At 61.9% G+C, this 23867-nt stretch carries 23 protein-coding genes; 4 read left to right on the top strand and 19 right to left on the bottom strand.

Annotated features, from left to right (window positions below):
* From urtE to cbiE, 19 genes are all read right to left on the bottom strand, one after another.
* Entirely contained in the window at positions 1–699 is a 699-nt protein-coding gene (gene urtE / locus ACA053_RS02930) for an urea ABC transporter ATP-binding subunit UrtE (protein ID WP_008031204.1), read from the bottom strand.
* 140 nt (positions 700–839) lie between these two features.
* Positions 840–1709: an urea ABC transporter ATP-binding protein UrtD gene (urtD, locus tag ACA053_RS02935; protein WP_497394502.1), complete on the bottom strand. Its 870-nt coding sequence runs from the start codon at positions 1707–1709 to the stop codon at positions 840–842.
* A complete protein-coding gene (gene urtC, locus ACA053_RS02940) occupies positions 1706–2785 on the bottom strand; it encodes an urea ABC transporter permease subunit UrtC (RefSeq protein WP_109627756.1) in 1080 nt (359 codons plus the stop codon). Before urtC ends, urtD begins: the two co-directional genes overlap by 4 nt.
* Positions 2785–4287, bottom strand: coding sequence for an urea ABC transporter permease subunit UrtB (gene urtB, locus ACA053_RS02945; protein WP_497394503.1), 1503 nt, complete (start codon positions 4285–4287; stop codon positions 2785–2787). The genes urtC and urtB overlap by 1 nt, the downstream gene beginning before the upstream one ends.
* A gap of 220 nt (positions 4288–4507) precedes the next feature.
* Positions 4508–5773, bottom strand: coding sequence for an urea ABC transporter substrate-binding protein (urtA, locus tag ACA053_RS02950; protein ID WP_010463931.1), 1266 nt, complete (start codon positions 5771–5773; stop codon positions 4508–4510).
* A gap of 384 nt (positions 5774–6157) precedes the next feature.
* The gene (locus ACA053_RS02955; protein WP_109627758.1) at positions 6158–6529 is read right to left on the bottom strand and encodes a DUF6124 family protein; all 372 of its coding nucleotides are present in this window, start codon (positions 6527–6529) and stop codon (positions 6158–6160) included.
* Positions 6530–7045: 516 nt separating this feature from the next.
* Entirely contained in the window at positions 7046–8056 is a 1011-nt protein-coding gene (locus ACA053_RS02960; RefSeq protein ID WP_497394504.1) for a FecCD family ABC transporter permease, read from the bottom strand.
* Entirely contained in the window at positions 8053–9000 is a 948-nt protein-coding gene (locus ACA053_RS02965) for an ABC transporter substrate-binding protein (protein WP_497394505.1), read from the bottom strand. Before ACA053_RS02965 ends, ACA053_RS02960 begins: the two co-directional genes overlap by 4 nt.
* The gene (locus ACA053_RS02970; protein ID WP_497394506.1) at positions 9000–9785 is read right to left on the bottom strand and encodes an ABC transporter ATP-binding protein; all 786 of its coding nucleotides are present in this window, start codon (positions 9783–9785) and stop codon (positions 9000–9002) included. The genes ACA053_RS02965 and ACA053_RS02970 overlap by 1 nt, the downstream gene beginning before the upstream one ends.
* Positions 9786–9998: 213 nt before the next feature.
* Positions 9999–11378, bottom strand: a complete 1380-nt coding sequence (locus ACA053_RS02975) for a PepSY-associated TM helix domain-containing protein (protein WP_497394507.1) — start codon at positions 11376–11378, stop codon at positions 9999–10001.
* Positions 11379–11507: 129 nt separating this feature from the next.
* On the bottom strand, positions 11508–13625 hold the full coding sequence (locus ACA053_RS02980; RefSeq protein ID WP_497394508.1) for a TonB-dependent copper receptor: 2118 nt from the start codon (positions 13623–13625) through the stop codon (positions 11508–11510).
* Between the two features lie 224 nt (positions 13626–13849).
* The gene (locus tag ACA053_RS02985) at positions 13850–14299 is read right to left on the bottom strand and encodes a DUF2946 domain-containing protein (protein ID WP_497394509.1); all 450 of its coding nucleotides are present in this window, start codon (positions 14297–14299) and stop codon (positions 13850–13852) included.
* Between the two features lie 20 nt (positions 14300–14319).
* Positions 14320–14799: a copper chaperone PCu(A)C gene (locus tag ACA053_RS02990; protein WP_497394510.1), complete on the bottom strand. Its 480-nt coding sequence runs from the start codon at positions 14797–14799 to the stop codon at positions 14320–14322.
* A gap of 48 nt (positions 14800–14847) precedes the next feature.
* Positions 14848–15246, bottom strand: coding sequence for a DUF2946 domain-containing protein (locus ACA053_RS02995; RefSeq protein WP_109627765.1), 399 nt, complete (start codon positions 15244–15246; stop codon positions 14848–14850).
* Between the two features lie 98 nt (positions 15247–15344).
* Positions 15345–15635, bottom strand: a complete 291-nt coding sequence (locus tag ACA053_RS03000; RefSeq protein ID WP_109627766.1) for an addiction module antidote protein — start codon at positions 15633–15635, stop codon at positions 15345–15347.
* Positions 15632–15940 carry a type II toxin-antitoxin system RelE/ParE family toxin gene (locus ACA053_RS03005; protein ID WP_219093764.1) on the bottom strand — a complete coding sequence of 103 codons (309 nt, stop codon included), beginning with the start codon at positions 15938–15940 and terminating at the stop codon, positions 15632–15634. The genes ACA053_RS03000 and ACA053_RS03005 overlap by 4 nt, the downstream gene beginning before the upstream one ends.
* Before the next feature lie 191 nt (positions 15941–16131).
* Positions 16132–16860 (bottom strand): cobalt-precorrin-6A reductase, encoded by a 729-nt coding sequence (locus tag ACA053_RS03010; protein WP_497315324.1) that lies wholly within the window; start codon positions 16858–16860, stop codon positions 16132–16134.
* Positions 16857–17954 carry a cobalt-precorrin-5B (C(1))-methyltransferase gene (locus ACA053_RS03015; RefSeq protein ID WP_497394511.1) on the bottom strand — a complete coding sequence of 366 codons (1098 nt, stop codon included), beginning with the start codon at positions 17952–17954 and terminating at the stop codon, positions 16857–16859. Before ACA053_RS03015 ends, ACA053_RS03010 begins: the two co-directional genes overlap by 4 nt.
* Positions 17947–19158, bottom strand: coding sequence for a precorrin-6y C5,15-methyltransferase (decarboxylating) subunit CbiE (gene cbiE, locus ACA053_RS03020; RefSeq protein WP_497394512.1), 1212 nt, complete (start codon positions 19156–19158; stop codon positions 17947–17949). Before cbiE ends, ACA053_RS03015 begins: the two co-directional genes overlap by 8 nt.
* A 143-nt stretch (positions 19159–19301) precedes the next feature.
* Here cbiE and cobG point away from each other — a divergent pair, with 143 nt between their 5' ends.
* From cobG to cobJ, 4 genes are read left to right on the top strand one after another with little or no spacing between them, the layout of a single operon-like run.
* Entirely contained in the window at positions 19302–20609 is a 1308-nt protein-coding gene (gene cobG / locus ACA053_RS03025; RefSeq protein WP_497394513.1) for a precorrin-3B synthase, read from the top strand.
* On the top strand, positions 20602–21228 hold the full coding sequence (locus tag ACA053_RS03030; RefSeq protein ID WP_046054534.1) for a precorrin-8X methylmutase: 627 nt from the start codon (positions 20602–20604) through the stop codon (positions 21226–21228). The genes cobG and ACA053_RS03030 overlap by 8 nt, the downstream gene beginning before the upstream one ends.
* On the top strand, positions 21228–21959 hold the full coding sequence (locus tag ACA053_RS03035) for a precorrin-2 C(20)-methyltransferase (protein WP_497396116.1): 732 nt from the start codon (positions 21228–21230) through the stop codon (positions 21957–21959). The genes ACA053_RS03030 and ACA053_RS03035 overlap by 1 nt, the downstream gene beginning before the upstream one ends.
* Positions 21959–23662 carry a precorrin-3B C(17)-methyltransferase gene (gene cobJ, locus ACA053_RS03040; RefSeq protein WP_497394514.1) on the top strand — a complete coding sequence of 568 codons (1704 nt, stop codon included), beginning with the start codon at positions 21959–21961 and terminating at the stop codon, positions 23660–23662. Before ACA053_RS03035 ends, cobJ begins: the two co-directional genes overlap by 1 nt.
* Positions 23663–23867: the final 205 nt, after the last annotated feature.

The raw sequence follows: 23867 nt of genomic DNA on the forward strand, positions 1-23867 counted from the left end.
TTAGATCGTAACCAGGCCACGCACACCCTCGGCTTCCATGTTTTCGCCGCGACCTTGCTGCACGATCTCGCCCCTGGACATCACCAGGTACTGGTCGGCCAGTTCGGCGGCGAAATCGTAGAACTGCTCGACCAACAGAATCGCCATGTCGCCCCGGGCGGCGAGCTTCTTGATGACCGCACCAATCTCCTTGATCACCGACGGCTGGATGCCTTCGGTAGGCTCATCGAGAATCAGCAGCCGTGGACGACTGGCCAATGCGCGACCGATCGCCAATTGTTGTTGTTGGCCGCCGGACAAGTCACCGCCGCGTCGTTGCTTCATTTGCAGCAACACCGGGAACAGCTCGTAGATGAATGCCGGGACTTCCTTGGCTTCAGAGCCAGGAAATCGCGACAGGCCCATCAGCAGGTTTTCTTCGACGGTCAGCCGGCCGAAAATCTCGCGTCCCTGTGGCACATAAGCGATCCCGGCATGCACTCGCTGGTGTGGTTTGAACGTGGTGATCGGTTTGCCTTCCCAGTTCACCGCGCCTTCCTTGGCCGGCAGCAAACCCATCAGGCATTTGAGCAGGGTGGTCTTGCCGACACCGTTGCGCCCCAGCAGGCACGTGACTTCACCGACCTTCACGTCAAACGTCAGGCCCCGCAGGATGTGGCTACCGCCGTAATACTGGTGCAGCTTGTCGACTTGCAGCATGTCCAGATTCCTTAAATTTCAAACAGAACCCCTGTGGGAGCTGGCCTGCCAGCGATGGGGGCGGCACATTCAGCATTGATGTTGTCTGACCTACTGCTATCGCTGGCAGGCCAGCTCCCACAGTGACCGTGTTGGCAGGTTCATCGACCGAGATAAACCTCGATCACCCGCTCGTTTTCCTGCACCTGCTCCAGCGACCCTTCGGCCAGCACGCTGCCCTGGTGCAACACGGTGACGTGGTCGGCAATGGAGCCGACAAAACCCATGTCGTGCTCCACCACCATCAGCGAATGCTTGCCCGCGAGGCTCTTGAACAGCTCGGCGGTGAACTCGGTTTCGGCATCGGTCATGCCCGCTACGGGCTCGTCGAGCAGCAGCAGTTGCGGGTCTTGCATGAGCAGCATGCCGATCTCCAGAAACTGCTTCTGACCGTGGGACAACAACCCCGCCGGGCGATTGACCGAGCTGGTCAGGCGAATGGTTTCCAGCACTTCGCTGATGCGGTCTTTCTGTTCGCCACTGAGGCGAGCCCGCAGGCTGGCCCACACCGACTTGTCGGTTTTCTGCGCGAGTTCCAGGTTCTCGAACACGCTCAAGGCTTCGAACACCGTCGGCTTCTGGAACTTGCGGCCGATACCGGCCTGGGCGATCTGCACTTCACTCATCGACGTCAGATCGAGGGTTTCACCGAACCAGGCTTTGCCGTGACTGGGGCGAGTCTTGCCGGTGATGACGTCCATCAACGTGGTCTTGCCAGCGCCGTTGGGACCGATGATGCAGCGCAGTTCGCCGACGCCGATGTACAGGTTCAGATCGTTTAGCGCCTTGAAGCCATCGAAGCTGACGCTGATGTCTTCCAGGGTCAGGATCGTGCCGTGGCGCGTATTCAGGCCGGGACCGACTCGTTGCCCGAGGCCGATGGCGTCGCGGCTACTGCCGGCGTCCTTGTTGGGCTCCACTGGGAAAAACGCCGGTTCGAGCATGAATTCAGCCGTCGCAGTGACTCTCATTGTTCACCTCTTTTTTTCAGCAGGCCGATCACGCCTTTGGGCAAGTACAGGGTCACGACAATGAACAGCGCGCCGAGGAAGAACAGCCAGTATTCGGGGAACGCCACGGTGAACCAGCTCTTCATTCCGTTGACCACACCGGCGCCGAGCAGTGGGCCGATCAGCGTACCGCGCCCACCCAGTGCGACCCAGACGGCGGCTTCAATGGAGTTGGTCGGCGACATCTCACTCGGGTTGATGATCCCGACTTGCGGCACATAGAGCGCGCCCGCGAGTCCGCACAACACCGCGCTCAACACCCAGACAAACAGCTTGAAACCTCGCGGGTCGTAGCCACAAAACATCAGGCGGTTTTCCGCATCCCTTAGCGCCGTCAGCACGCGACCGAACTTGCTTTGCGCCAGTCGCCAACCGATAAACAGACTCGCCACCAGCAACACCACCGTGGCAAAAAACAACACCGCGCGTGTGCCCGGTTCGGTGATGCCAAAGCCGAGAATGGTGCGAAAGTTGGTGAAGCCGTTGTTGCCGCCAAACCCGGTTTCGTTGCGGAAAAACAGCAGCATTCCGGCGAAGGTCAGGGCTTGGGTCATGATCGAGAAATACACGCCCTTGATCCGCGAACGGAAGGCGAAGAACCCGAAGACCAGCGCCAGCAACCCCGGGGCCAACACCACCAGGCACATCGACCACAGGAAGCTGCTGGTGCCGGTCCAGTACCACGGCAGTTCGGTCCACGACAGGAAGGTCATGAACGCCGGCAAGCCATCGCCCGACGCCTGGCGCATCAGGTACATGCCCATCGCGTAACCGCCGAGGGCGAAGAACAGACCGTGGCCGAGTGACAACAGACCGGCGTAACCCCAGACCAGGTCCAGGGCCAGGGCGACGATGGCGTAGCACAGGATCTTGCCCACCAGCGTCAACGTGTAGGCCGAGACGTGAAACGCGCTGTCCGGCGGCAACAACGACAGGAGCGGCAACGCCAGCAGCAGAACCAGAATCACCGCGCCGACAGCGATGGTGACTTTGGGGCCGGCCTTTTGCGTGGCCGTGAGCATCAGGGGCTGGTTCATCAGTCGATCACCCGTCCTTTCAGTGCGAAGAGGCCTTGCGGACGCTTCTGGATGAACAGAATGATCAGCGCGAGGATCAGGATCTTGCCGAGCACGGCGCCGATCTGCGGTTCGAGAATCTTGTTGGCGATACCGAGGCCGAACGCGGCCAGGACGCTACCGGCCAACTGTCCGACACCGCCGAGCACCACCACCAGGAACGAGTCGATGATGTAGCTCTGGCCAAGGTCCGGGCCGACGTTGCCGATCTGGCTGAGGGCCACGCCGCCGAGCCCGGCGATGCCTGAGCCGAGGCCAAACGCGAGCATGTCCACGCGCCCGGTCGGGACGCCGCAGCAGGCGGCCATGTTGCGGTTCTGGGTGACGGCGCGCACGTTCAAACCCAGGCGCGTCTTGTTCAGCAGCAGCCAGGTCAGCACCACCACAAACAGCGCGAAGGCGATGATCACGATGCGGTTGTACGGCAGCACCAGATTCGGCAACACCTGAATCCCGCCCGAGAGCCACGCGGGGTTGGCCACTTCAACGTTCTGCGCGCCGAACACCAGTCGCACCAGCTGAATCAGCATGAGGCTGATGCCCCAGGTTGCGAGCAAGGTTTCCAGCGGGCGGCCGTAGAGGTGACGAATCACCGTGCGTTCCAGCGCCATGCCGATCGCGGCGGTGACGAAAAACGCCACCGGCAAGGCGATCAATGGGTAGAACTCGATGGCTTGCGGGGCGTAGCGCTGGAACATCAGCTGCACCACGTAGGTTGAGTACGCGCCGAGCATCAGCATCTCGCCGTGGGCCATGTTGATTACGCCGAGCAGGCCGAAGGTGATCGCCAGGCCCAGTGCCGCGAGCAGCAGAATCGAGCCCAATGACATGCCACTGAAAGCCTGACCGAGCATCTCGCCGATCAGCAGTTTGCGTTTGACTTGCGCCAGGCTGGTTTCGGCGGCGGTGCGCACGTTGGCGTCGGCTTCGGTGCCCGGTTCCAGCAAGCTTTCGAGGCGGGTGCGGGCCAGCGGATCGCCGGTTTCGCCGAGCAGACGCACCGCAGCAAGGCGCACAGCCGGGTCGGTGTCGACCAGTTGCAGGTTGGCCAGGGCCAGGCTCAATGCGGCATGGACGCTTTCATCTGTTTCGCCAGCCAGTTGCTGGTCGAGGAATTTCAGCTGCGCGGGTTTGGCGCTTTTCTGCAATTGCTGCGCGGCGGCCAGACGGATTTTGGCGTCGGCGGCGAGCAATTGGTGGCTGGCCAGTGCGGTGTCGATCAGACCCCGCAGGCGGTTATTCAGGCGCAGGGTTTTCGGTTGGCCGTCGACGGTCAGCTCGCCTTGTTGCAGGGCGTTGATCAGTTCGATGCGGGCTGGATCGGGCTGCGCGGCCCAGGATTCGAGAAGCTTGGCTTGCTGCATGGGATTGGTGGCGACGAAGTCTTCGGCGTCGCCTGAATGCGCGGCCATCGGCAGCAAAAGCGCGATGGCGAGGATGACGCGGTAGAGGGCAGTGGGCATTGGTGGTGTTCCTGTTAAATCGACCCTTCACCCCAACCCTCTCCCCAAAGGGGCGAGGGGACTGACCGAGGTGTTTGGCCAATTTGCTGCGACCTGCAAAATCGAGTCGAACTCAGGCTTTGAAAAGCATGAAGATCGGCTCCCTTTCCCCCTCTCCCCATTGGGGAGAGGGCTGGGGTGAGGGGTGGATCTCAGACCCACCCCAAACCCCAGATCCGCCTCAGTTGCTCTTCACCGCATAATCCGGCTTCTTGTCGTTACCCGAAATGAACGGGCTCCAAGGCTGGGCGCGGATCGGCCCTTCGGTCTGCCACACCACGTTGAACTGACCATCGGCCTGGATCTCGCCGATCATCACCGGTTTGTGCAGGTGGTGGTTGGTCTTGTCCATGGTCAGCGTGTAACCCGACGGCGCGGCAAAGGTCTGGCCGGCGAGGGCTTCGCGGACTTTGTCGACGTCGGTGGACTTGGCTTTCTCCGCCGCTTGCGCCCACATGTGGATGCCCACGTACGTGGCTTCCATCGGGTCGTTGGTCACCGCTTTGTCGGCGCCCGGCAGGTTGTGTTTCTTGGCGTAGGCTTTCCAGTCGGCGACGAACTTCTTATTCGCCGGGTTTTCCACCGACTCAAAGTAGTTCCAGGCCGCGAGGTTGCCCACCAGCGGTTTGGTGTCGATGCCGCGCAGTTCTTCTTCGCCGACCGAGAACGCCACGACCGGAACGTCAGTGGCTTTCAGGCCCTGGTTGGCCAGCTCTTTATAGAACGGCACGTTGGAGTCGCCGTTGACGGTGGAGATGACCGCCGTTTTGCCACCGGCCGAGAATTTTTTGATGTTGGCCACGATGGTCTGGTAGTCGCTGTGACCGAACGGGGTGTAGACCTCTTCGATGTCTTTGTCCGCCACGCCTTTGGAGTGCAGGAACGAGCGCAGAATCTTGTTGGTGGTGCGCGGGTAAACGTAGTCGGTGCCGAGCAGGAAGTAGCGTTTGGCGCTGCCGCCTTCTTCACTCATCAGGTACTCGACGGCTGGGATCGCTTGCTGGTTCGGCGCGGCACCGGTGTAGAACACGTTCGGCGACATCTCTTCGCCTTCGTATTGCACCGGGTAGAACAGCAGGCCATTGAGTTCTTCGAACACCGGCAACACCGATTTGCGCGACACCGATGTCCAGCAACCGAACACCACCGCAACCTTGTCCTGAGTCAGCAGCTGACGACCCTTTTCCGCGAACAGCGGCCAGTTCGACGCAGGGTCCACAACCACCGGTTCCAGCATCTTGCCGTTCACGCCGCCCTTGGCGTTGATTTCGTCGATGGTCATCAACGCCATGTCTTTGAGCGAGGTTTCGGAGATCGCCATGGTGCCGGACAACGAATGCAGAATACCGACCTTGATGGTCTCGGCGGCCTGGACGGTCCAGGTCATGCCCATCGCGGCAATGCTTGCCGTGAGTGTGAAAGCCTTGATCAAACTGCGACGCTTCATTGTGCGATCTCCATGAACTTATGAGTTTTCTTGGTTGGCAGATGCGGACTACTGAAGGCTGTTTTGCAAAGGCTGTGCCCGGTCGGTAAAAGGCACGGAAATGTCGTGTTAGAGCGGTTGCGCAGAGGGGGCGGCGCACCATGAAGGATCGTGTCTGGCGCGTTGGTGCGTAGGGGTGCGCCACATTGGGGCGCAGAAAATCTCTAGTGAACACAAAGCCTGTGGCGAGGGAGCTTGCTCCCGCTGGGGCGCGAAGCGGCCCCAAAACCTGCAAGCACGGTGCATCAGGTGTACCGCGCGCAATGGTTTACGACTGCTTCGCAGCCGAGCGGGAGCAAGCTCCGTCGCCACAGAGGCTCATTCCCACAATTTTTTGCAAGGTTTCTAGGTGGGAACGACGTTATCCACCGCGCGGTTCACCGCCAGTTCCGCGAGCATGATGATTTGCTGGATTGCCATCGCCTTGTGACGTTGCGGGCCGATCAGGTCGGCGGCGAAATCGCTGGCCATCACACTGGCGGATGCCAAGGATTCACAGGCATTGACCAACAGGCTTTCGGTGTCGTTGTCGGGGGCAATCATGAACATGGTGCTGGGGCGGCGGGGTTTTTCGGCGTAGTGGGTCGCGGGATCGAGGTAGTAGTCGAGGGCGCGGTTGATGGCTTCGCGGTCTCGAAGCAGGTCGTCGTCGCGTGATGTTTCGGGTTCGGGCGTGGTGGTGTCGATGGGTGGATCGGGTACGATTTTCTTAGTCATGGCAATGATTCCCTTGAAGCAATTGGAGCCATCACTTGTCGTTTCTCACGCGACGAAGGGGTGGCAGCTATGTGCGGAGTGAGAAACCGGTAGGAATCAACCCGGCCGAACCGAAGTCCGCCCGCACACAGCCGCCATAGAACATTGCAGGCAGCGAATAAGCTGGCGGCAATTATGGTGGTGCTTGCGATAGATTGAAACCTGGCCGGGTTCTCACACCCGATCACTGAGTCTTCAGTGACACCCCCAGACTAGACAGCCCACGTCCGACGAACAACCTGAAAAAGTCGTGGGAAACGTCCGGTTTTTTTGCATTCGTATAAACACACCTAAACAACCCCAGAATCACGCTCCCACAGTGGGTTTGTGTCGGACACGGAGCCTGTGGACAACGATAAACCCCTGTGGGAGCGAGCCTGCTCGCGATAGCGGCATTTCAGGCGAAGTGATGCTGGATGTGCCGCCGTCATCGCCAGCAGGCTAGCTCCCACAAGGTTCGGTGGTGTGCTGACAGGCTCAGCGGCGGCGCATGAGGCCGATGAAGAACAGGCCGCCGATGGCCGCGGTGGCGACGCCGATGGGCAGGTCTTCCGGGGCGATCAGGGTGCGGGCGGCGACATCGACCCAGACGAGGAAAATGCTGCCCAGCAACACGCACACCGGCAGCAACCGACGGTGTTCGGCGCCGACCAATCGTCGCGCTATGTGCGGCACCATCAGCCCGACAAACCCGATGGAACCACTGATCGACACCAGTACCCCGGTCATCAGCGATGCAATCAAAAACACCCGCAACCGAACGGTTCGAGCATTCAAACCGAGGGTCACGGCGGTCTGTTCACCAGCCATCAGCGCATTCAACGGTCGGGCCATGCCTAGCAGCAAGACCAATCCCAGCAACACGCTGGCGGCCGGCACCGCAAGCAACTCCCAACGCGCCAACCCGAGCCCGCCGAGCATCCAGAACATCACCGCGGAACTCGCCCTGTGATCGCCGAGAAACAGCAGCAAATTGGCAATCGCCATCATCACGAACGACACGGCCACGCCGCACAGCAGGAGGCGGTCACTGTCCAGTCGGCCGTTGCGATTGGCGATCATCAGCACGATCACCATGCTCAGCAGTGCGCCGATGAACGCTGCGATCGGCAAGGTCAGCAGACCGACGATTTCACCGACATGCAGCACCACGATTACCGCGCCAAGGGTCGCGCCGGAAGTGACCCCGAGCAGATGCGGGTCAGCCAACGGATTGCGCGTCACCGCTTGCAACACGGCGCCGATCAGCGCCAGCCCAGCACCCACCAACGCACCGAGCAGCATGCGCGGCACACGGATCAACCACACGATGTGTTCCTGCCCGGCGGTCCAGTCCGCAACGCCGACACCCAAAATCTTGTGCAGCAAGATCCGCCACACCACGTCCACCGGAACCCGCGCCGGGCCGAAGCCCAGCGACACCACGCACGACACCAGCAACAGCGCGCCGAGCATCACCAGCAGCAAGACATAGCGACGATCCATCATTCGCCGTGGAAACCTTTGGCCAGGGTTTCAACCGCCAGCACGTTGTCGATGCCCGGCGTGGCCTGCACGTAGGGAATCACGATGAAGCGCTGGTGCTTGATCGCGTCCACCGATTCCAGCGCCTTGTTGTCGAGCAGGAATTGCTCCTTCTGTTCGGCGGTGACGTCGCCGTAGTCGACGATCACGATCACCTGCGGGTTGCGCTCGACCACATTTTCCCAGTTCACGCGGGTCCAGCTCGCCTCGACGTCGTCCAGAATGTTGCGCCCGCCTGCGGCGTCGATCAGTGCCTGCGGCATGCCGAGGCGGCCGGAAGTCATGGCGCGGTCTTCACCGCTGTCGTAGAGAAACACGCGCGGTTTGTCGGCAGGCAGATCCTTGCGCACCTCGGCGACTTGCGCCTGCATTTGGGCGATGAGTGCATTGGCGCGATCCTGCACGTCGAAGATTTTGCCGAGGTTGCGCAGGTCGTTGTAGGTGTCTTCCAGGCTGGCCGGCGGACGCTTCATGACGAAGGCGCAGGACTCGGTCAGCTCATAGACATTGATGCCCAGTGGTTGCAACGTTTGCGGCGTGAGGTCGCCGCCTACGCGCATGCCGTAATCCCAGCCGGCGAAGAAGAAATCGACATTGGCGTTGAGCAGTGTTTCCACCGACGGGTATTTGGCTGCCAGTTCGGGCAAGCCGTCGAGGATGGTCTGCATCTCGGGCGTGACCGACTTCCAACCCGTGACGCCGCTGTAGCCGGCCATGCTCGGTTTGAGGCCGAGGGCGAGCATCATCTGGGTCATGTTGATGTCGTGGCTGACCGCGTGTTTCGGCGCTTGCTTGAACGTCACTTCGCGGTTGCAGCTGTGGATCGTCAGTGGGTATTTCGTGGCTTCGGCAAAGGCTTGGGCACTGCCCAGCAACAGAGCGACGCAGAGCAGGGAACGCAAATTCATCATTGGGTTATCCAGGTGATTCGTGGGTAGCCGTGCAAGGGGTGTTCATCGATCAGCGCTTCGACGCCGAACACGTCGCGCAGCAGCGGGGCGGTCAGGACTTCTTTCGGGGTGCCGCTGACGACGATGCGACCGTGATTGATCACGTACAAACGATCGCAGAAAGCGGCGGCCAGATTGAGGTCGTGGATGCTGGCCAGGGTGCCGATTTTCAGGCGTTTGACTAGCTGTAAAAGCTCAAGCTGAAAGCGCGGGTCGAGGTGGTTGGTCGGCTCGTCGAGGATCAGCAATTGTGGTTGTTGCGCCAGTGCGCGGGCGAGGATCACGCGCTGTTTTTCACCGCCGGAGAGCGTGGCGAAGGCGTGGTCTTCAAAGCCTCTGAGACCGACAGATTCCAATGCTTGAGTCGCCAGATTTCGGTCTTCAAGCGTGACGCCGTCGAACAGGCCTTTGTGCGGCGTGCGGCCCATGGCGACCACCTCGTCGACGGTCAGGCCGAAGGCATCCGGGAACTCCTGCAGCACCACGGCGATGCGTTGCGCGCACCAGCGTGAGGATTGCTTCCAGACGTTGTGGTGGTCGAGCCGGACCTCGCCGCTCTCGGGCTTGCTGAAGCGATAAGCGCAACGCAGCAGGCTGGTTTTGCCGCTGCCGTTGGGACCGATCAACCCGACGAACTCACCGGCGGACACCTGCAGGGACGCGTCGCGCAGCTGGAACTGGTGATGGCAGTGGCCGTGGCCCTGGGGTGTCCAGGCGAGGGTTGTGAGGTTCAGCGAGGTCATGCATTGGCTCTGAGATCATGGGTGATGCTGATGACGCAATCGCGGGCAAGCCCGCTCCCACAGGGATCGCGAAAATCCTGTGGGAGCGGGCTTGCCCGCGATGGGGCCTGCTGATTAAAACGGTACGCTTGAGTTATACAGTAACGCTAAGAATGATGCTGAGCCAAGCGCGGAAAGTCTACAGGGCTCTCTGATCCGCGCATCTCGCCTGTTTCACGATGAAGATGAGGCCGATTCAGTTGGTCGGGTGAAGCGCGACAACAACACGCGATCCAATACCCAGACCACCACCAAGGATGCACCTACCAGCGGAAATATCACCGCCAATGCAAACATGATCACCATGGCGGTTTTCCATTTCGGCAGGTCGTGACGCAGCGGCGGCACACCGATTTTTCCCTGTGGCCGACGCTTCCACCAGATCACCACGCCGCTGACCGCGCTAAGCAAAATCATCAGGCAGATCAGTAGCACGATGATCTGGTTGAACACGCCGAACATCTTGCCTTCGTGCAGCATCACGCCGATTTCCGTGGCGCGGGCGACGGTGCCGTATTGCTCGAAGCGCACGTCGGCGAGGACATCGCCGGTGTACTGATCGACATGCAGCGTGGCGTCGTTGCGCGGGTCGTCGGCAAACACGGCGATGGTGAACACGCCGGTGTCTGTGGTCGGGAAGGTGATGCTGTAACCCGGCTCGACCTGGCGTTGCACGGCGATGTTCTGCACGTCTTGCAGGCTGATGGTTGGCGCCGCTGGGCCGGATTTCGCGCCGTCGTGGGCCATGTGTTCGGCGTGGTCACCGGACATTGGCATCGGCGTGTTTTCCATGGCCCACGGCACAGTCTGGCGAGTGGCGGAGTTGAGGCTGCGGGCCTCGACGTCGGACTTGGGCACGTTGTCCCACATCGCCGCCGGGAACACGTTCCACACTTGCGCGTATTTCTGGCCCCAGAACCCGGTCCAGGTCATGCCGCTAAGCAGCATCACCAGCAGCAACGAAGCGCCCCAGAAGCCGGTAACAGCATGCAAATCACGCCACAACACTCGACCGCGACTGGTCAGGCGCGGCCACAAAATGCCGGCCGCCTGGCCACGCGGCCACCACAGGAACATGCCGGAAACCACCAGTACCACGCCCCATCCAGCGGCCAGTTCGACCAGCCGATCACCGACGGTGCCGATCATCAATTCACCGTGAATCGCTCGCGCCACCGCTTGCAGATTCTTCTTGGCGTCTTGCTCGCCGAGGATGTCGCCCTGGTAGGGATCGATGAATACGTTGAGCTCGGTGCCGCCATTGATCACGACAAACTGCGCGCTGCGCTCGGCGTTGACCGGCGGCAGGTACTGTTTGATCGTGGCGTGTGGATACGCCTGTTTCACCCGCTTGAGCAGGTCCTCGGCCGGGACGCTGTGATGCCCGGCCGGGACGTTCATCAGGCTGCCGTACATCAACGGATCGAGTTGCGGCTTGAACAGGTAAATGATGCCGGTCAGGGCCAGCATCACCATGAATGGCGCGACGAACAGACCGGCATAAAAATGCCAGCGCCAGGCCAGGTTGTAGAAATTTACTTTGGGTTGTTTCATCACATGTGCTCCGCTTTGGCATGGATCTTTTAGTTGTTTGTTTTGCGGTTGCTGCGCAACCGATCGCGAGCAGGCTCGCTCCCACAGGTTCTCCACGTCCATGTGGGAGCGGGCTTGCCCGCGATGCTCTTAGAAGCTCATGTCCACCTTGGTCCAGAGCGTTCGCCCCGGTTCTTTAATGGCCTGCGGGTCGTTGGCCGGGTAGCCAAAACCGGCGTTGCCGGCCAGGTTCAAATGCTCGGCGTACGCCTTGCCGAACAGGTTGTCGACGCCACTGCTGACCTTCCAGTTTTTGTTGATGCGATAGGCGCCATTGAGCGAGAACACGCCAAAACCGGAGGTCTTATCGAAGTCCTTGCCCACCACGTTGCCCTTGTTCTGGTCGATGCGGTTTTGCGCCGCGACCACGCGCCACAAGGCCCCGGCGCTCCAGTTGTCTTCGCTGTAGGTCAGGCCGAAACGCGCATCCAGCGGCGGCATTTGCGGCAAGGCGTTGCCATCGCTGCTGTTCTTGCCCCAGGCGTAAGCCAGGGTCGCGTCGGCTTTCCAGTTGGAGGTCAACTGATAGGCCGCGCCGAGTTCGCCGCCCATGATTCGCGCGTCGATGTTCTGAGCTTGGGACGTGGTGCCCATCATCGTCGGGGTGTAGTTGAACAGGATGTAATCGCGCACCTGGCCGACGTAACCCGAGGCCCAGGCTTCGAGGTCTTCGGTCTTGTATTGCAGGCCGACATCGAGCTGGGTGGTTTTTTCAGGCTTGATCGAATCGAAGGCATTCACCGACCCGGCGGGGCCGGATTTGGGTGAAAACAGTTCCCAGTAATCCGGGAAGCGCTGGGTATGACCGAGGCCGGCATACAGCGTGGTCGGGCTGTCGGCGAGGTCATGCTCGTAGCGCACGAAACCGCTTGGCAAGGTGTCAGCGCGGGTGTCGTCGGCGGTCGGGTTGGGGCGGGTCATCATCCCGGAACCGGTGGTCTGCCGATAATCTTTGGCCGAGGCGCGGTCCAGGCGCGCACCGGTAATCAGCCGGTCACGGTCGGCGGCGTACCAGGTCAGCTCGCTGAACACACCGTAGTTATGGAAGTCGGCATCCTTGGTGTACGGCAGGTCCTTGTAGGTATCGATGCCCATGCTGCCGCGTTGGCGATGCTCGTTGGTCTGCGCATCGAGGCCGCTGATCAACTGCACATCAGCCCAGCGCCATGTGGCCTTGATTCGCCCGCCGAGGGTGCGGCGGTCGACGTTGGAGGCCATCGGGCCGGCCATCATCCCGGTGCCGGACGGTGTGCGCAGGGTGTAGTTGTCCATCACGTGGTCGGCGTAGTTGTAGTAGATCTGCGCTTCAACCTTGTCCAGCACCTCGCCGATGTTGGACTTCTCGAACCGCAAGCCCAGGCTTTCACGCTTGAACTGTGAACCGTCCATGCCGCGCCCGGCGTAACGCGCTTCGCCATCGCCCTTGCCGGCGGTCAGCTCCAGCAGGGTGTCGGCGTCCGGCGTCCAGCCGAGTGCCACGTCGCCGTTCCATTTGTCGTAGCGCGAGGGCACGGTGTCGTTGTTGCCATCCCGGTAGTCGTCGGAATGTGCGGTGTTGCCGATCACGCGCACGTAACCCAGCGGTCCGCCGGCAGCGGCGTCCACCACTTTGTCAAAGCGGCCGTTGGAGCCGGCCAATACGCTGGCGTTCACGCGCGTACCGAGTTCGCCGAAGCTTTCCGGCTCTCGTTCGAAAAGGATCGTCCCGGCCGATGCGCCCGGTCCCCAGAGCACGGTTTGCGGGCCTTTGATGACCGTGAGTTTGTCGTAGGTTTCCGGTGAAATATAGGAGGTGGGCGCGTCCATCCGACCGGGGCAGGCACCGAGCAATTGGCCGCCGTTGGTGAGGATGTTCAGTCGCGAACCGAACATGCCGCGCAGCACCGGATCACCGTTGGTGCCGCCGTTGCGTACGAGGGCGAAGCCGGGGATGGTTTTCAGGTAGTCGCCACCGTCGCTGGCCGGCACCGGTTGGCGCGGGTCCTTGGGGTTGGTGACGATGGTCAGCGGCGAACTTGGCGCGATGGCGGTGATCACCGTCGGGCTCAGTTCTTCACTGTGGCCCGCGTGTTCGTCGGCCAGCACCGTGGGTGCCAGTAATGCGCCGCAAAGGATGGCGGTGGCGCGCCTGAAACGAATACTCGATTCGTTCTGGGCAAAAGAAGCTTGGGCAGGGCTCAAGCGTGTGTCAGCAGCAAACCTGGACATGACAATTTCCATCGAACAGTCGTAAACGACACGGCCGGCAACCAACGCAATCCCTTGTGGGAGCGAACTTGTGTGGCGAGCGAGCTTGCTCGCGCTGGGCTGCGTAGCGGCCCCTTTTGTGAGTGCTGCGCACTCAAGCGGGAGCAAGCTCCCTCGCCACACTAGTCCACCGCCACAGGTTGCTATGGTTGTCTTCGAAACCGTGTGAAATCAGAGGTGGGTGTTTACGCGACGACAGGTGGGGCGCGGGTGCGGGCGCCGGGGAAAAAGGTTTGCCGGGCATGGCCCAGGCGGGGGGAGGGAGAGGTGAAGGTGGTGGCTGTTGGTGTATCGAACGCGACGAAGGTCTGGCCACCGGTCAGCGCCGGGCAATTGAACAGCAGACTGCAATAGCCGCATTTTTCCCAGAGCGCGTGGTGCGAGGCTTTGGGCGGGCAGTGTTCGGCGGTGGGTTGCGCGCCGTGGCCGGCGTGCTCCATGGCCGACATGTCCATGCTCATGTCCATCGACATGCTCATCGACATCGACGAGGCGCGTTGATCCATCGGCATCGACTGAGAAATCAGCGGGCCGATAAAGATCATCAGCATGGCGAACAGGCTGATCCAGCTGCCGCGCGTCAGGCCAGACGACTGACGACGGTGTGCGGATGACCTGGCGCTAAGCGGGCGCATGGCGTGTACTGCTCAGGCGATTACTGGGCGTGGACGTGCATCTGCATGTCTTCCGGCGGCTTCTTCTGCACCGAGACTTCGACCGTCACATCACCGGCCTTTTCGAAGTGCATCGTCAGCGGGAAGCGTTTGCCGTCGCTCAGCAGGCTACGGTCTTTCAGGTTCACCAGCATCACGTGATAGGCCATTGGCGCAAAGGTGACGTTGCCACCGGCAGGAATCTCGACACTCGGCACTTGTTGCATTTTCATCAGATCTTTTTGCATGACGTGCTCATGCAATTGCGCTTCACCGGCAATCGGCGAGTCGACGCTTAGCAGGCGGTCGGCCGTTTTGCCTGGGTTCTGAATGACAAAATAGGCCGCTACGGTTGGCGCGTTGGGCGGCAACTCTTGCGACCAAGGGTGAGCGATCTCCAGTTCGCCAGCCTTGTATTCGTGGGCATTGGCAAAGCAGGCAGGCAGCAGCAACGCAGCCAGAACGATGAGTTTGTTCAACATGGCAGTTCTCCAGAGCGATTCAAGACGCAGGTCAATTGCGAGAAAGAATCACACCAGAGGGGACGCTCGAGGGTTGAGGCTCGGCCATTGCTGGCGCGGGGTGGGTGTATCGAGAGAGGTGGCAGGCACGCTTCGATTGGCCTCGAAACGGGCGAAATACAGCTGCGGCACATGCCCGGGCAACGCCACCAGCGGAGCGGAACCTGAGCAGCACCAGCAATGCTGCATGTTGGAATGATCGTCGCTCTGCGGAGCTTTCTGCTCGAGGTCGCCCAGGGAAATCGCCACCATCTTGGTGCCGCTGGACGTGCAGAAACTGCCCCACAACAATTGCTCGGCGGGTGACTTCGCCGATTGCGCCATGGCTCCAGTCATCGGCATGGCGAGCATGTTGAACAGCACTGCGAAGCAGGCGATCCAGGCAATTGCGAGCCGTTGTCGGGACATGGGACAAAATCCGTTGGGTGGGCGATCAGGCGCGGCTATTTAGCCTGATCAGGGCCGATAAGTAAAAAAGCGGCGTGCGGTGTGGTGTCGCAGTGCGATCAGAGAGCCGTGGCATGCAAGCGCAGGCCCAAGGCTTTCATAACCTTCATGATAGTCGCGAATTCCGGATTGCCAGTGCTTCCCAATGCTTTGTACAAACTTTCACGACCCAGGCCTGCGTCACGGGCAACCTGGGTCATACCCTGTGCGCGGGCAATGTCGTTGAGTGCGGCACGTATGAGCACTCCATCGCCTGCATCTTCGTCAAAGCATGCATCCAGATAAGCGGCCATTTCCTCAGGTGTTTTGAGAAATTCGGCAGCGTCGAAACGGGTGAATTGTTCGGTCATGATGACTCCCCATTACCGATGTTTTGCGCTAGTTGAATGGCGCGTTTGATATCTCGTTTTTGTGTCGACTTGTCACCGCCCATCAGCAGCAGATAAACCACTTCACCTCGTCGGGTGAAATAGATCCTGTAACCGGGACCGTAATGCACGCGCATTTCATAAACAGTGCCGCCTACGGGTTCGCAATCTCCGAAATTCTCATGTTCGGCTGCTCGAAGCCTCGCGATGATCCGAGCTTTGCCAATGACGTCTCTCAGTGAATCAAGCCAATCACCAAATGCTCGGGATCGTTCAAAGTCGATCATGTTCGATCGTATTCCTTGGGATACAGGTTGGCAAGCCGCACTTTCCTCGGGCCGAATTTGATCGTCCCTAAGATGTTGGGTTGGTGTGCTTGTTAGAATTTGAGAACCCGGACTATAGGATTGAAGCCATAGCGTGAATAGCCAGCTCCGTCCGAGAGTGTTGCCGGCAGATTCGCAGGGTTAGGCAGAAATCAGGATTCGTCTGACACCGACAGGGCTTTCAGCACTTCACCCACCGACCCAAACTCCCGATCCACCCCCGGCAACACCGGCCGCCGCAACACAATCACCGGCACCCCGCGTTCCCGCGCCACTTCCAGCTTCGGCTCGGTCGCGGTGCTGCCGCTGTTCTTGCTGATTAGCACATCAATCTGTCGCCGCTCAAACAACGCCCGTTCATCCTCGATCAGGAACGGCCCGCGCGCGCCGATGACTTCGCAGCGGTCGTTGCCGGGGTAAACGTCCAGTGCGCGCAAGGTCCAGAATTGCTCCGGCGGGATTTCATGCAGGTGTTGCAAGGGCTCGCGGCCGAGGGTGAACAGCGGTCGGTGGAAGGGTTGGAGGGCGGCGATCAGTTCGGCCCAATCGCTGACGTCCCGCCAGTCATCGCCGGTCTGTGGTTGCCAGGCCGGGCGCCGCAATGCCCAGCATGCGATGCCGGTCAGCTTCGCGGCGGTGGCGGCGTTGTGGCTGATTTGTGCGGCGTAGGGATGGGTCGCGTCCAGCAGCAAGTCGATGCCTTCATCGCGAATGAACTGCGCCAGGCCTTCGGCGCCGCCGTAACCGCCAACGCGCACCTGGCAGGTCAGATCCGTCGGCACGCGACCGACGCCGGCCAGGCTGTAGATGTGTTCCGGCCCGAGGGTGCGGGCGATGGCCAAGGCTTCGGTGACGCCGCCCAGCAGCAAAATACGCTTCATTGAAAAGCTCCCGCGTGGCCGACAATCCCGCCCTGGCGATCGATGGCAAACACTTCAACCTGAACCTGCGCCGGCACCACGCTGCGGGCAAAATCCAACGCGTGCTGACATACCGCATCACCAAGGGCGATGCCCGCCGCGCTGGCCATCGCCAGGGCTTGCTGGCTGGTATTGGCTTCGCGAATGCCTTGCTGTAACACCTCGTCGGCGCCGATCGCGGCGGCCCATTCGGCCAGTTGCGGCAGGTCGATGCTGGAGTGCCGACTGTGCAAATCCATGTGCCCGGCCGCCAGTTTGCTGATCTTGCCGAAGCCGCCGCACAGGCTGAGTTTTTCTACCGGCACTTTGCGCAAGTGTTTAAGGACCGCGCCGACGAAGTCGCCCATTTCGATCAGGGCGATTTCCGGCAGGTCGTAGACACGGCGCATGGTGTCTTCGCTGGCGTTGCCGGTACACGCGGCGATGTGCAGGTAACCGTTGGTTTTGGCGACGTCGATGCCCTGGTGGATCGAGGCGATGTAGGCTGCGCAGGAAAACGGCCGGACGATGCCGCTGGTACCGAGGATCGACAGTCCGCCGAGAATGCCCAGGCGCGAGTTCATGGTTTTCAGCGCCAGCGCCTCGCCGTCCTCGACGTTTATCGTGACCTCAAAGCCGCCGCCGTAGCCGAGCTCTGTGGCCAGCAACGTCAGGTGCTCGCTGATCATTTTGCGCGGCACCGGGTTGATCGCCGGCTCGCCAACACCCAACACCAGCCCCGGCCGGGTCACCGTGCCGACGCCGCGACCGGCGTTGAAACGGATGCCCGGCGCGGCACTCAATCGCACCTGGGAATACAACAAAGCGCCATGGGTCACGTCCGGGTCATCCCCGGCATCCTTGATCGTCCCGGCTTCGGCGCCGTCGTCGATCAGTCGGCAGAACTCCAGGCGCATCTGCACCTGCTTGCCCTTGGGCAATACGATTTCGACGGCGTCCGCAGTCATCCCGCTCAACAACAAACGCGCCGCCGCGAGACTGGTCGCGGTGGCACAACTGCCGGTGGTCAGGCCGCTGCGCAGTGGGGCGGGTTGTTCGGCGGTTTCGTCACGCATCGAGAGGCTTCGTCACGTCCAGCAAGGTGATTGGCAACGCCTGGCGCCAGGTGTCGAACTCCCCGAGTGGCTGGGCCTGGGCGACGTGAATGCGGGTCAGCTCACCGCCGTGGCGCTCGCGCCAGGCCATCAGGGTCACTTCGCTTTGCAGCGTGACCGCGTTGGCGATCAGTCGGCCGCCGGGTTTGAGTTGCGTCCAACAGGCGTCGAGCACGCCCTTGCGGGTAACGCCGCCACCGATGAATATTGCATCCGGACGTTCAAGCCCGACCAAGGCTTGCGGCGCACTGCCGCGAATCAGCTGTAAACCCGGCACGCCGAGGGCATCGCGATTGTGTTCGATTAACAGCTGCCGGCATTCATCGGCTTCGATCGCCAGCGCGCGGCAACCGGGGTGAGCGCGCATCCATTCGATGCCGATCGAGCCGCTGCCGGCGCCGACATCCCACAGCAGTTCGCCGGGCACTGGGGCGAGGCGCGCAAGGGTGATCGCGCGGACGTCGCGTTTGGTCAGTTGACCGTCGTGCTGGAAGGCCGAGTCTGGCAGGCCGGCCAGTCGCGAGAGACGCGGTGAGTTCGGCTCGGCGATGCACTCGATGGCGATCAGGTTCAGGGCGGCGACTGCTGGATTGTTCCAGTCATTGGCCACCCCATCGATGCGCCGTTCGGCGGTTCCGCCCAGATGTTCCAGCACGCTGAGACGGCTCGGACCGAAACCGCGCTCACGCAGCAACGCAGCGATGGCGGCCGGGCTTTGGCCATCGTTGCTCAGCACCAGCAAACGCACGCCGCTGAACAACTGCGCGTTGAGTGCGGCGAGGGGACGGGCGACCACCGAAAGCGTCACCACCTCCTGCAACGGCCAGCCCATTCGCGCCGCTGCGAGCGAGCAGGAAGAGGGCGCGGGCAGGATCAGCATTTCAGCGTTGGGCACTTGCCGGGCCAGGCTGGCACCGACGCCGAAGAACATCGGGTCACCGCTGGCCAGTACGCAGACCGGTTCGCCACGCAGCGTCAGGACCGGTTCAAGGGAAAAAGGGCTGGGCCACAACTGCCGCTCGCCACGGATGCAGGCCGGCAGCAAATCCAGTTGGCGCTGACCGCCAACGATCCGCGAAGCGCGCAGCAGGGCGTGCCGGGCGTTTTTGCCCAGGCCCTTGAAGCCGTCTTCGCCGATTCCCACTACTGTCAGCCAGGGTGACATCTGTAGCCCTCAAAAATAGTCTTCAAACGCGCTGTTCCGACGGGCAGGCTTTTCATGCCGCCTGACAAAGCAGGCATAATACCGCGCCTTCGCCCGCGAAGCGTCTTTCCCCATTGCCGGTCGCCCCCTTGAACGAACGCCCGATGTCCTCAGCCTTACGCCCCTCGGCCTGCCCGGGGTTGCTGCGTATTGTCCAGGCACTGGATGGCGGCATCTGCCGGATCAAATTGACAGGCGGTTCCATCAGCGCGGTTCAGGCGGAAGCGGTGGCCGATGCGGCCGAGCGTTTTGCAGGCGGAGTGATCGAGGCCACCAACCGCGCCAACCTGCAGATTCGCGGGATCGGCAGTGAGCACGACGCGTTGATCGACAGCCTGATGGCCGCCGGGCTCGGCCCGACCAGCGCGGCGGGCGATGATGTGCGCAATCTGATGCTCAGCCCCGGCGCCGGCTTTGATCCGCAGATGCTGATCGATACGCGCCCGCTGGCTGAACAGATCCTCGTCACGCTGCAAATCGATGAACGCTTCCACGACCTCAGCGCCAAGTTCGCCGTGCAACTGGATGGCGGTGAAGGGTTGGCGATGCTCGAACACCCTCATGATCTTTGGTTGTCCGCCACTGAACGAGACGGTGAGCGAGTGTATGTGTTCGGCCTGGCGGGTTGCCTTGTCGACTCGCCCGTAGGTGCGGTATCGCTGGAGCGGGGGCATACACTGGTGGTCGCAGTGCTCGAGTTGTTCCTTGAACTGGCGCGCCCCGAGCAGACCCGCATGCGGCATCTGCTTGCCGAATGCTCACTCGACGGGTTTGTCGCGCTACTCGCCGAACGTGTGCCGTTAATGCCCATTGAGGGTTGGCAACGCCGGGCTAATCCAGATGTGCTGCACATCGGCGCTCATCCGCAGCGTGGTGCCAATCGTGTGTACATCGGCGCAGTGCCACCGCTGGGCCGCCTGAATCCGGCGATGCTCCGGGGCGCCGCACACCTGGCCCGCGAACAGGGCGACGGCTCTTTGCGTTTCACGCCCTGGCAAAGCCTGTTGATCCCCGGCGTTCATGCCGACGACGCGGCTCACGTTATCCACAGCCTCGAACATCTCGGCCTGCGCTGCTCAGCCGACGATGCCCTGGCGCATCTCATCGCCTGCACCGGCGCGACCGGATGCGCCAAAGGCCTGGCCGACACCAAGGGCGATGCCCGGCAACTGGCGGCACTGCTGCAACGCCACGGTCAGACGCTGAATGTGCATTTGTCCGGCTGCCCGCGTTCCTGCGCGGCCGCACACGTTGCGCCAGTGACCTTGCTGGCGGTTTCTTCCGGTCACTACGACCTCTATTTTCGCGATGCAGCGCAGCCGGGTTTCGGCACGCTGCACGCACGCAACCTTACTATTGAAGCGGTCGCGGCCTTGCTCGACGCCCGCTCACGGAGCCCCTTAGATGCTTGATTACATCCGCGACGGTCAGGAGATCTATCGCAACTCCTTCGCGATCATTCGTGCCGAGGCCAACCTTGAGCGCATCCCGGCCGATCTGGAAAAACTCGCGGTGCGAGTGATACACGCCTGCGGCATGGTCGATGCCATCGACGGTCTGCAGTTTTCCGAAGGCGCGGGCAAGGCCGGGCGCGATGCGCTGGCCGCCGGTGCGCCGATCCTGTGCGACGCGCGAATGGTCAGCGAGGGCGTGACCCGCACGCGCTTGCCGGCCAACAATCAAGTGATTTGCACCCTGCGCGATGAAAGCGTTCCGGAGCTGGCCCGTGAGCTGGGCAACACCCGTTCCGCCGCCGCGCTGGAGCTGTGGCGTCCGCATCTGGAAGGCAGCGTGGTGGTGATTGGCAACGCGCCGACCGCGTTGTTCTATCTGTTGGAAATGCTCGACGCCGGCGCACCGAAACCGGCACTGATCCTCGGCTTCCCGGTCGGCTTCGTCGGCGCCGCCGAATCCAAGGCAGCGCTCGCGGCAGACAGCCGCGGCGTGCCGTTTGTCATCATGCAAGGCCGGCTGGGCGGTAGCGCCATGGCCGCCGCCGCCGTCAACGCCCTCGCCACGGAGATCGAATGATGCAGTCACCTGGACGCTTGATCGGCCTGGGCGTCGGCCCCGGTGATCCGGAGCTGATTACCGTCAAAGCCCTGCGCCTGCTGCGCGAATCGCCGGTGGTGGCGTACTTCGTCGCCAAGGGCAAGAAGGGCAACGCTTTCGGCATCATCGAAGCGCATTTGCAGGACGCACAAACGCTGCTGCCGCTGGTGTATCCGGTGACCACCGAAGCGCTGCCGGCGCCGCTGTCGTACGAGCAAGTGATCAGCGATTTCTACGATGCGGCCGGTGAAGAACTTGCCGCACACCTCGACGCTGGCCGTGACGTGGCGGTGATCTGCGAAGGCGATCCGTTCTTCTACGGCTCCTACATGTACCTGCACGATCGCCTGGCCGAACGCTACGAAGCCGAAGTGGTGCCGGGCGTGTGCTCGATGCTGGGCGGCGCTTCGGTGCTGGGCGCGCCGTTGGTCTATCGCAATCAGAGTTTGTCGGTGTTGTCCGGCGTTCTGCCGCACGAGGACCTCAAGCGTCGACTGGCCGATGCCGATGCGGCGGTGATCATGAAGCTGGGGCGCAACTTCCCCAAGGTCCGTCAGGTGCTCGAAGAGCTTGGTCTGGCGGAGCGTGCGCTGTACGTCGAGCGCGCGACCATGGCCAATCAGAAAATCGTTCCGCTGGATCAGGTCGAGCCGATGTCCTCGCCGTACTTCTCGCTGATCATCGTTCCCGGTGAAAGGTGGCAAGGCTGATGGCCCGTCCAGTTCCGGCGATTGTCATTCTTGGCAATGGCAGCCTCGCGACCGCACGCAAGATCCAGCAGATTTACCCCGGTGCCTTGATCCATGGCCTGGACGAGCGGGTTGAGGGCGCGGACCGTGTCTATCACGAGTTCGGCGCGACCTTGCGTGAGTTGTATCTGCACGACACACCGATCATTGCCCTGTGCGCTGCCGGGATCGTGATTCGCACCCTGGCGCCATTGCTGCTGGAAAAGGGCGCCGAACCAGCGGTGCTGGCCGTCGCCGAAGACGGCAGCGCCGTGGTGCCGCTGCTGGGCGGACTCGGTGGCGTGAACGTCATGGCTCGGGAAATTGCTGCCGGTCTCGAAGTGGGTGCGGCGATCACCACCAGCGGTGAATTGCGCTTCGGCACTTGCCTGCTCAATCCACCCAGCGGCTACGCCCTCGGCGATCTGGAACTGGGCAAGCGCTTCGTCTCGGATTTGCTCGCCGGACAAAGCGTGCGCATCGAAGGCGCCGCGCCGTGGCTGGCGCAAGCGCAGTTACCGGAAGACCCACTGGCGTCGTTGTCGATCCATGTCGGCAGTGCCGAGCGCACGCCGGCAGCCAATGAATTGCTGATCTATTCGCGCAACGTGCTGGTGGCGGTGAACGCCGAGGTGACGGATCTGCCGGACGCGATTCGCACGTCGCTGCATCAGGCGAACATCGCCGTGCAGTCGCTGGCGTGTTTGTTGGCCAGCGAACTGCACATGGTCAATCCTGCGTTGCGTGAAGCGGCACTGGAGCTGGGCGTGCCGCTGCGATTTGCCTCGGTCAGCGGCGACGTCAGCGAGTTGGCCCGCCACACTGTGCCGAACGCTGCCGTCGTGTCGGCTGAAACCGGCATTGCCGTCGCGGTGGCCAACCAGCCACTGGAGGTTGCGCAGATCGGTCGTGCGCGTGGTCGCTTGGCCGTGATCGGCCTGGGCCCTGGCGCCGCCGAACTGATGGTGCCGGCGGTCAAGGCCGAACTGGCGCGTGCCAATGACGTGCTGGGTTATGAAACCTACGTGCGCATGGCCGGGCCGTTTCGCGAGGATCAAGTACTGCATTGCACCGACAATCGCGAGGAAATGCAGCGCGCTCGCCACGCCTTCGAGCTGGCGGCCCAAGGGCGGTCGGTGGTGGTGGTGTCGTCGGGGGATCCGGGCGTGTTTGCCATGGCTGCGGCGGTGCTTGAAGCATTGCACGAGTCGAGTGAGCCGGGTTGGCACAGCGTTGATCTGGAGATTCTTCCGGGCGTCTCTGCCTCCCTGGCAACGGCGGCTCAGGCCGGTGCGCCACTGGGTCACGACTTCTGCGTGATGTCCCTGTCGGACAATCTCAAGCCATGGTCGATCATCGAGAAACGGCTGGACCTGGCGTCGCAGGCTGACCTGGCGCTGGCGTTCTACAACCCGATTTCGCGGTCGCGTCCCTGGCAATTGGGGCGAGCACTGGAGATCGTCGCGCAGCACCGCACCGCTGAAACGCCGGTGGTGTTGGGGCGCGACATTGGTCGTCCGGGCCAGACGTTGCGTGTCACCACGCTCGGTGAACTGACCCCTGATCAAGTCGACATGCGCACCATGGTGTTGATCGGCTCTTCCACCACCTGCGTGTTCCCTCGCGCGGAGGGTGGCCAGTGGGTGTATACGCCACGCTGGTACGGCGACAAGCCTGCCGGGTAAGCCATCGCGGCCAGATCTGCTGGCCGCAGTCCCCCCTTCCGGAGCGTAAGATTTTTCACCGCGCATCCGCAGAAAAACGTCCGCATGCCCGCAGTACATTGACCGGACACGCGTGGAAAGTGCTCGCGGACGTATCAGACAATTCGCGATCCGGCTCCTCATGTTCTGAAACAACCCACGCAGGCCGTTTGGTTTGCGGCCGCGC

It is taken from the genome of Pseudomonas sp. LBUM1672, assembly GCF_059695655.1.

Coding starts and splice junctions, on each gene's coding strand:
- ACA053_RS03005 (WP_219093764.1), bottom strand. CDS start 15,940: ATGATCGACTTTGAACGATCCCGAGCATTTGGTGATTGGCTTGATTCA.
- ACA053_RS02955 (WP_109627758.1), bottom strand. CDS start 6,529: ATGACTAAGAAAATCGTACCCGATCCACCCATCGACACCACCACGCCC.
- cobJ (WP_497394514.1), top strand. CDS start 21,959: ATGGCCCGTCCAGTTCCGGCGATTGTCATTCTTGGCAATGGCAGCCTC.
- ACA053_RS02970 (WP_497394506.1), bottom strand. CDS start 9,785: ATGACCTCGCTGAACCTCACAACCCTCGCCTGGACACCCCAGGGCCAC.
- ACA053_RS02975 (WP_497394507.1), bottom strand. CDS start 11,378: ATGAAACAACCCAAAGTAAATTTCTACAACCTGGCCTGGCGCTGGCAT.
- ACA053_RS02965 (WP_497394505.1), bottom strand. CDS start 9,000: ATGAATTTGCGTTCCCTGCTCTGCGTCGCTCTGTTGCTGGGCAGTGCC.
- ACA053_RS02990 (WP_497394510.1), bottom strand. CDS start 14,799: ATGTTGAACAAACTCATCGTTCTGGCTGCGTTGCTGCTGCCTGCCTGC.
- ACA053_RS03015 (WP_497394511.1), bottom strand. CDS start 17,954: ATGCGTGACGAAACCGCCGAACAACCCGCCCCACTGCGCAGCGGCCTG.
- ACA053_RS02995 (WP_109627765.1), bottom strand. CDS start 15,246: ATGTCCCGACAACGGCTCGCAATTGCCTGGATCGCCTGCTTCGCAGTG.
- ACA053_RS03010 (WP_497315324.1), bottom strand. CDS start 16,860: ATGAAGCGTATTTTGCTGCTGGGCGGCGTCACCGAAGCCTTGGCCATC.
- urtC (WP_109627756.1), bottom strand. CDS start 2,785: ATGAACCAGCCCCTGATGCTCACGGCCACGCAAAAGGCCGGCCCCAAA.
- urtE (WP_008031204.1), bottom strand. CDS start 699: ATGCTGCAAGTCGACAAGCTGCACCAGTATTACGGCGGTAGCCACATC.
- cbiE (WP_497394512.1), bottom strand. CDS start 19,158: ATGTCACCCTGGCTGACAGTAGTGGGAATCGGCGAAGACGGCTTCAAG.
- urtA (WP_010463931.1), bottom strand. CDS start 5,773: ATGAAGCGTCGCAGTTTGATCAAGGCTTTCACACTCACGGCAAGCATT.
- ACA053_RS02960 (WP_497394504.1), bottom strand. CDS start 8,056: ATGATGGATCGTCGCTATGTCTTGCTGCTGGTGATGCTCGGCGCGCTG.
- urtB (WP_497394503.1), bottom strand. CDS start 4,287: ATGCCCACTGCCCTCTACCGCGTCATCCTCGCCATCGCGCTTTTGCTG.
- urtD (WP_497394502.1), bottom strand. CDS start 1,709: ATGAGAGTCACTGCGACGGCTGAATTCATGCTCGAACCGGCGTTTTTC.
- ACA053_RS03035 (WP_497396116.1), top strand. CDS start 21,228: ATGCAGTCACCTGGACGCTTGATCGGCCTGGGCGTCGGCCCCGGTGAT.
- ACA053_RS03000 (WP_109627766.1), bottom strand. CDS start 15,635: ATGACCGAACAATTCACCCGTTTCGACGCTGCCGAATTTCTCAAAACA.
- cobG (WP_497394513.1), top strand. CDS start 19,302: ATGTCCTCAGCCTTACGCCCCTCGGCCTGCCCGGGGTTGCTGCGTATT.
- ACA053_RS02980 (WP_497394508.1), bottom strand. CDS start 13,625: ATGTCCAGGTTTGCTGCTGACACACGCTTGAGCCCTGCCCAAGCTTCT.
- ACA053_RS03030 (WP_046054534.1), top strand. CDS start 20,602: ATGCTTGATTACATCCGCGACGGTCAGGAGATCTATCGCAACTCCTTC.
- ACA053_RS02985 (WP_497394509.1), bottom strand. CDS start 14,299: ATGCGCCCGCTTAGCGCCAGGTCATCCGCACACCGTCGTCAGTCGTCT.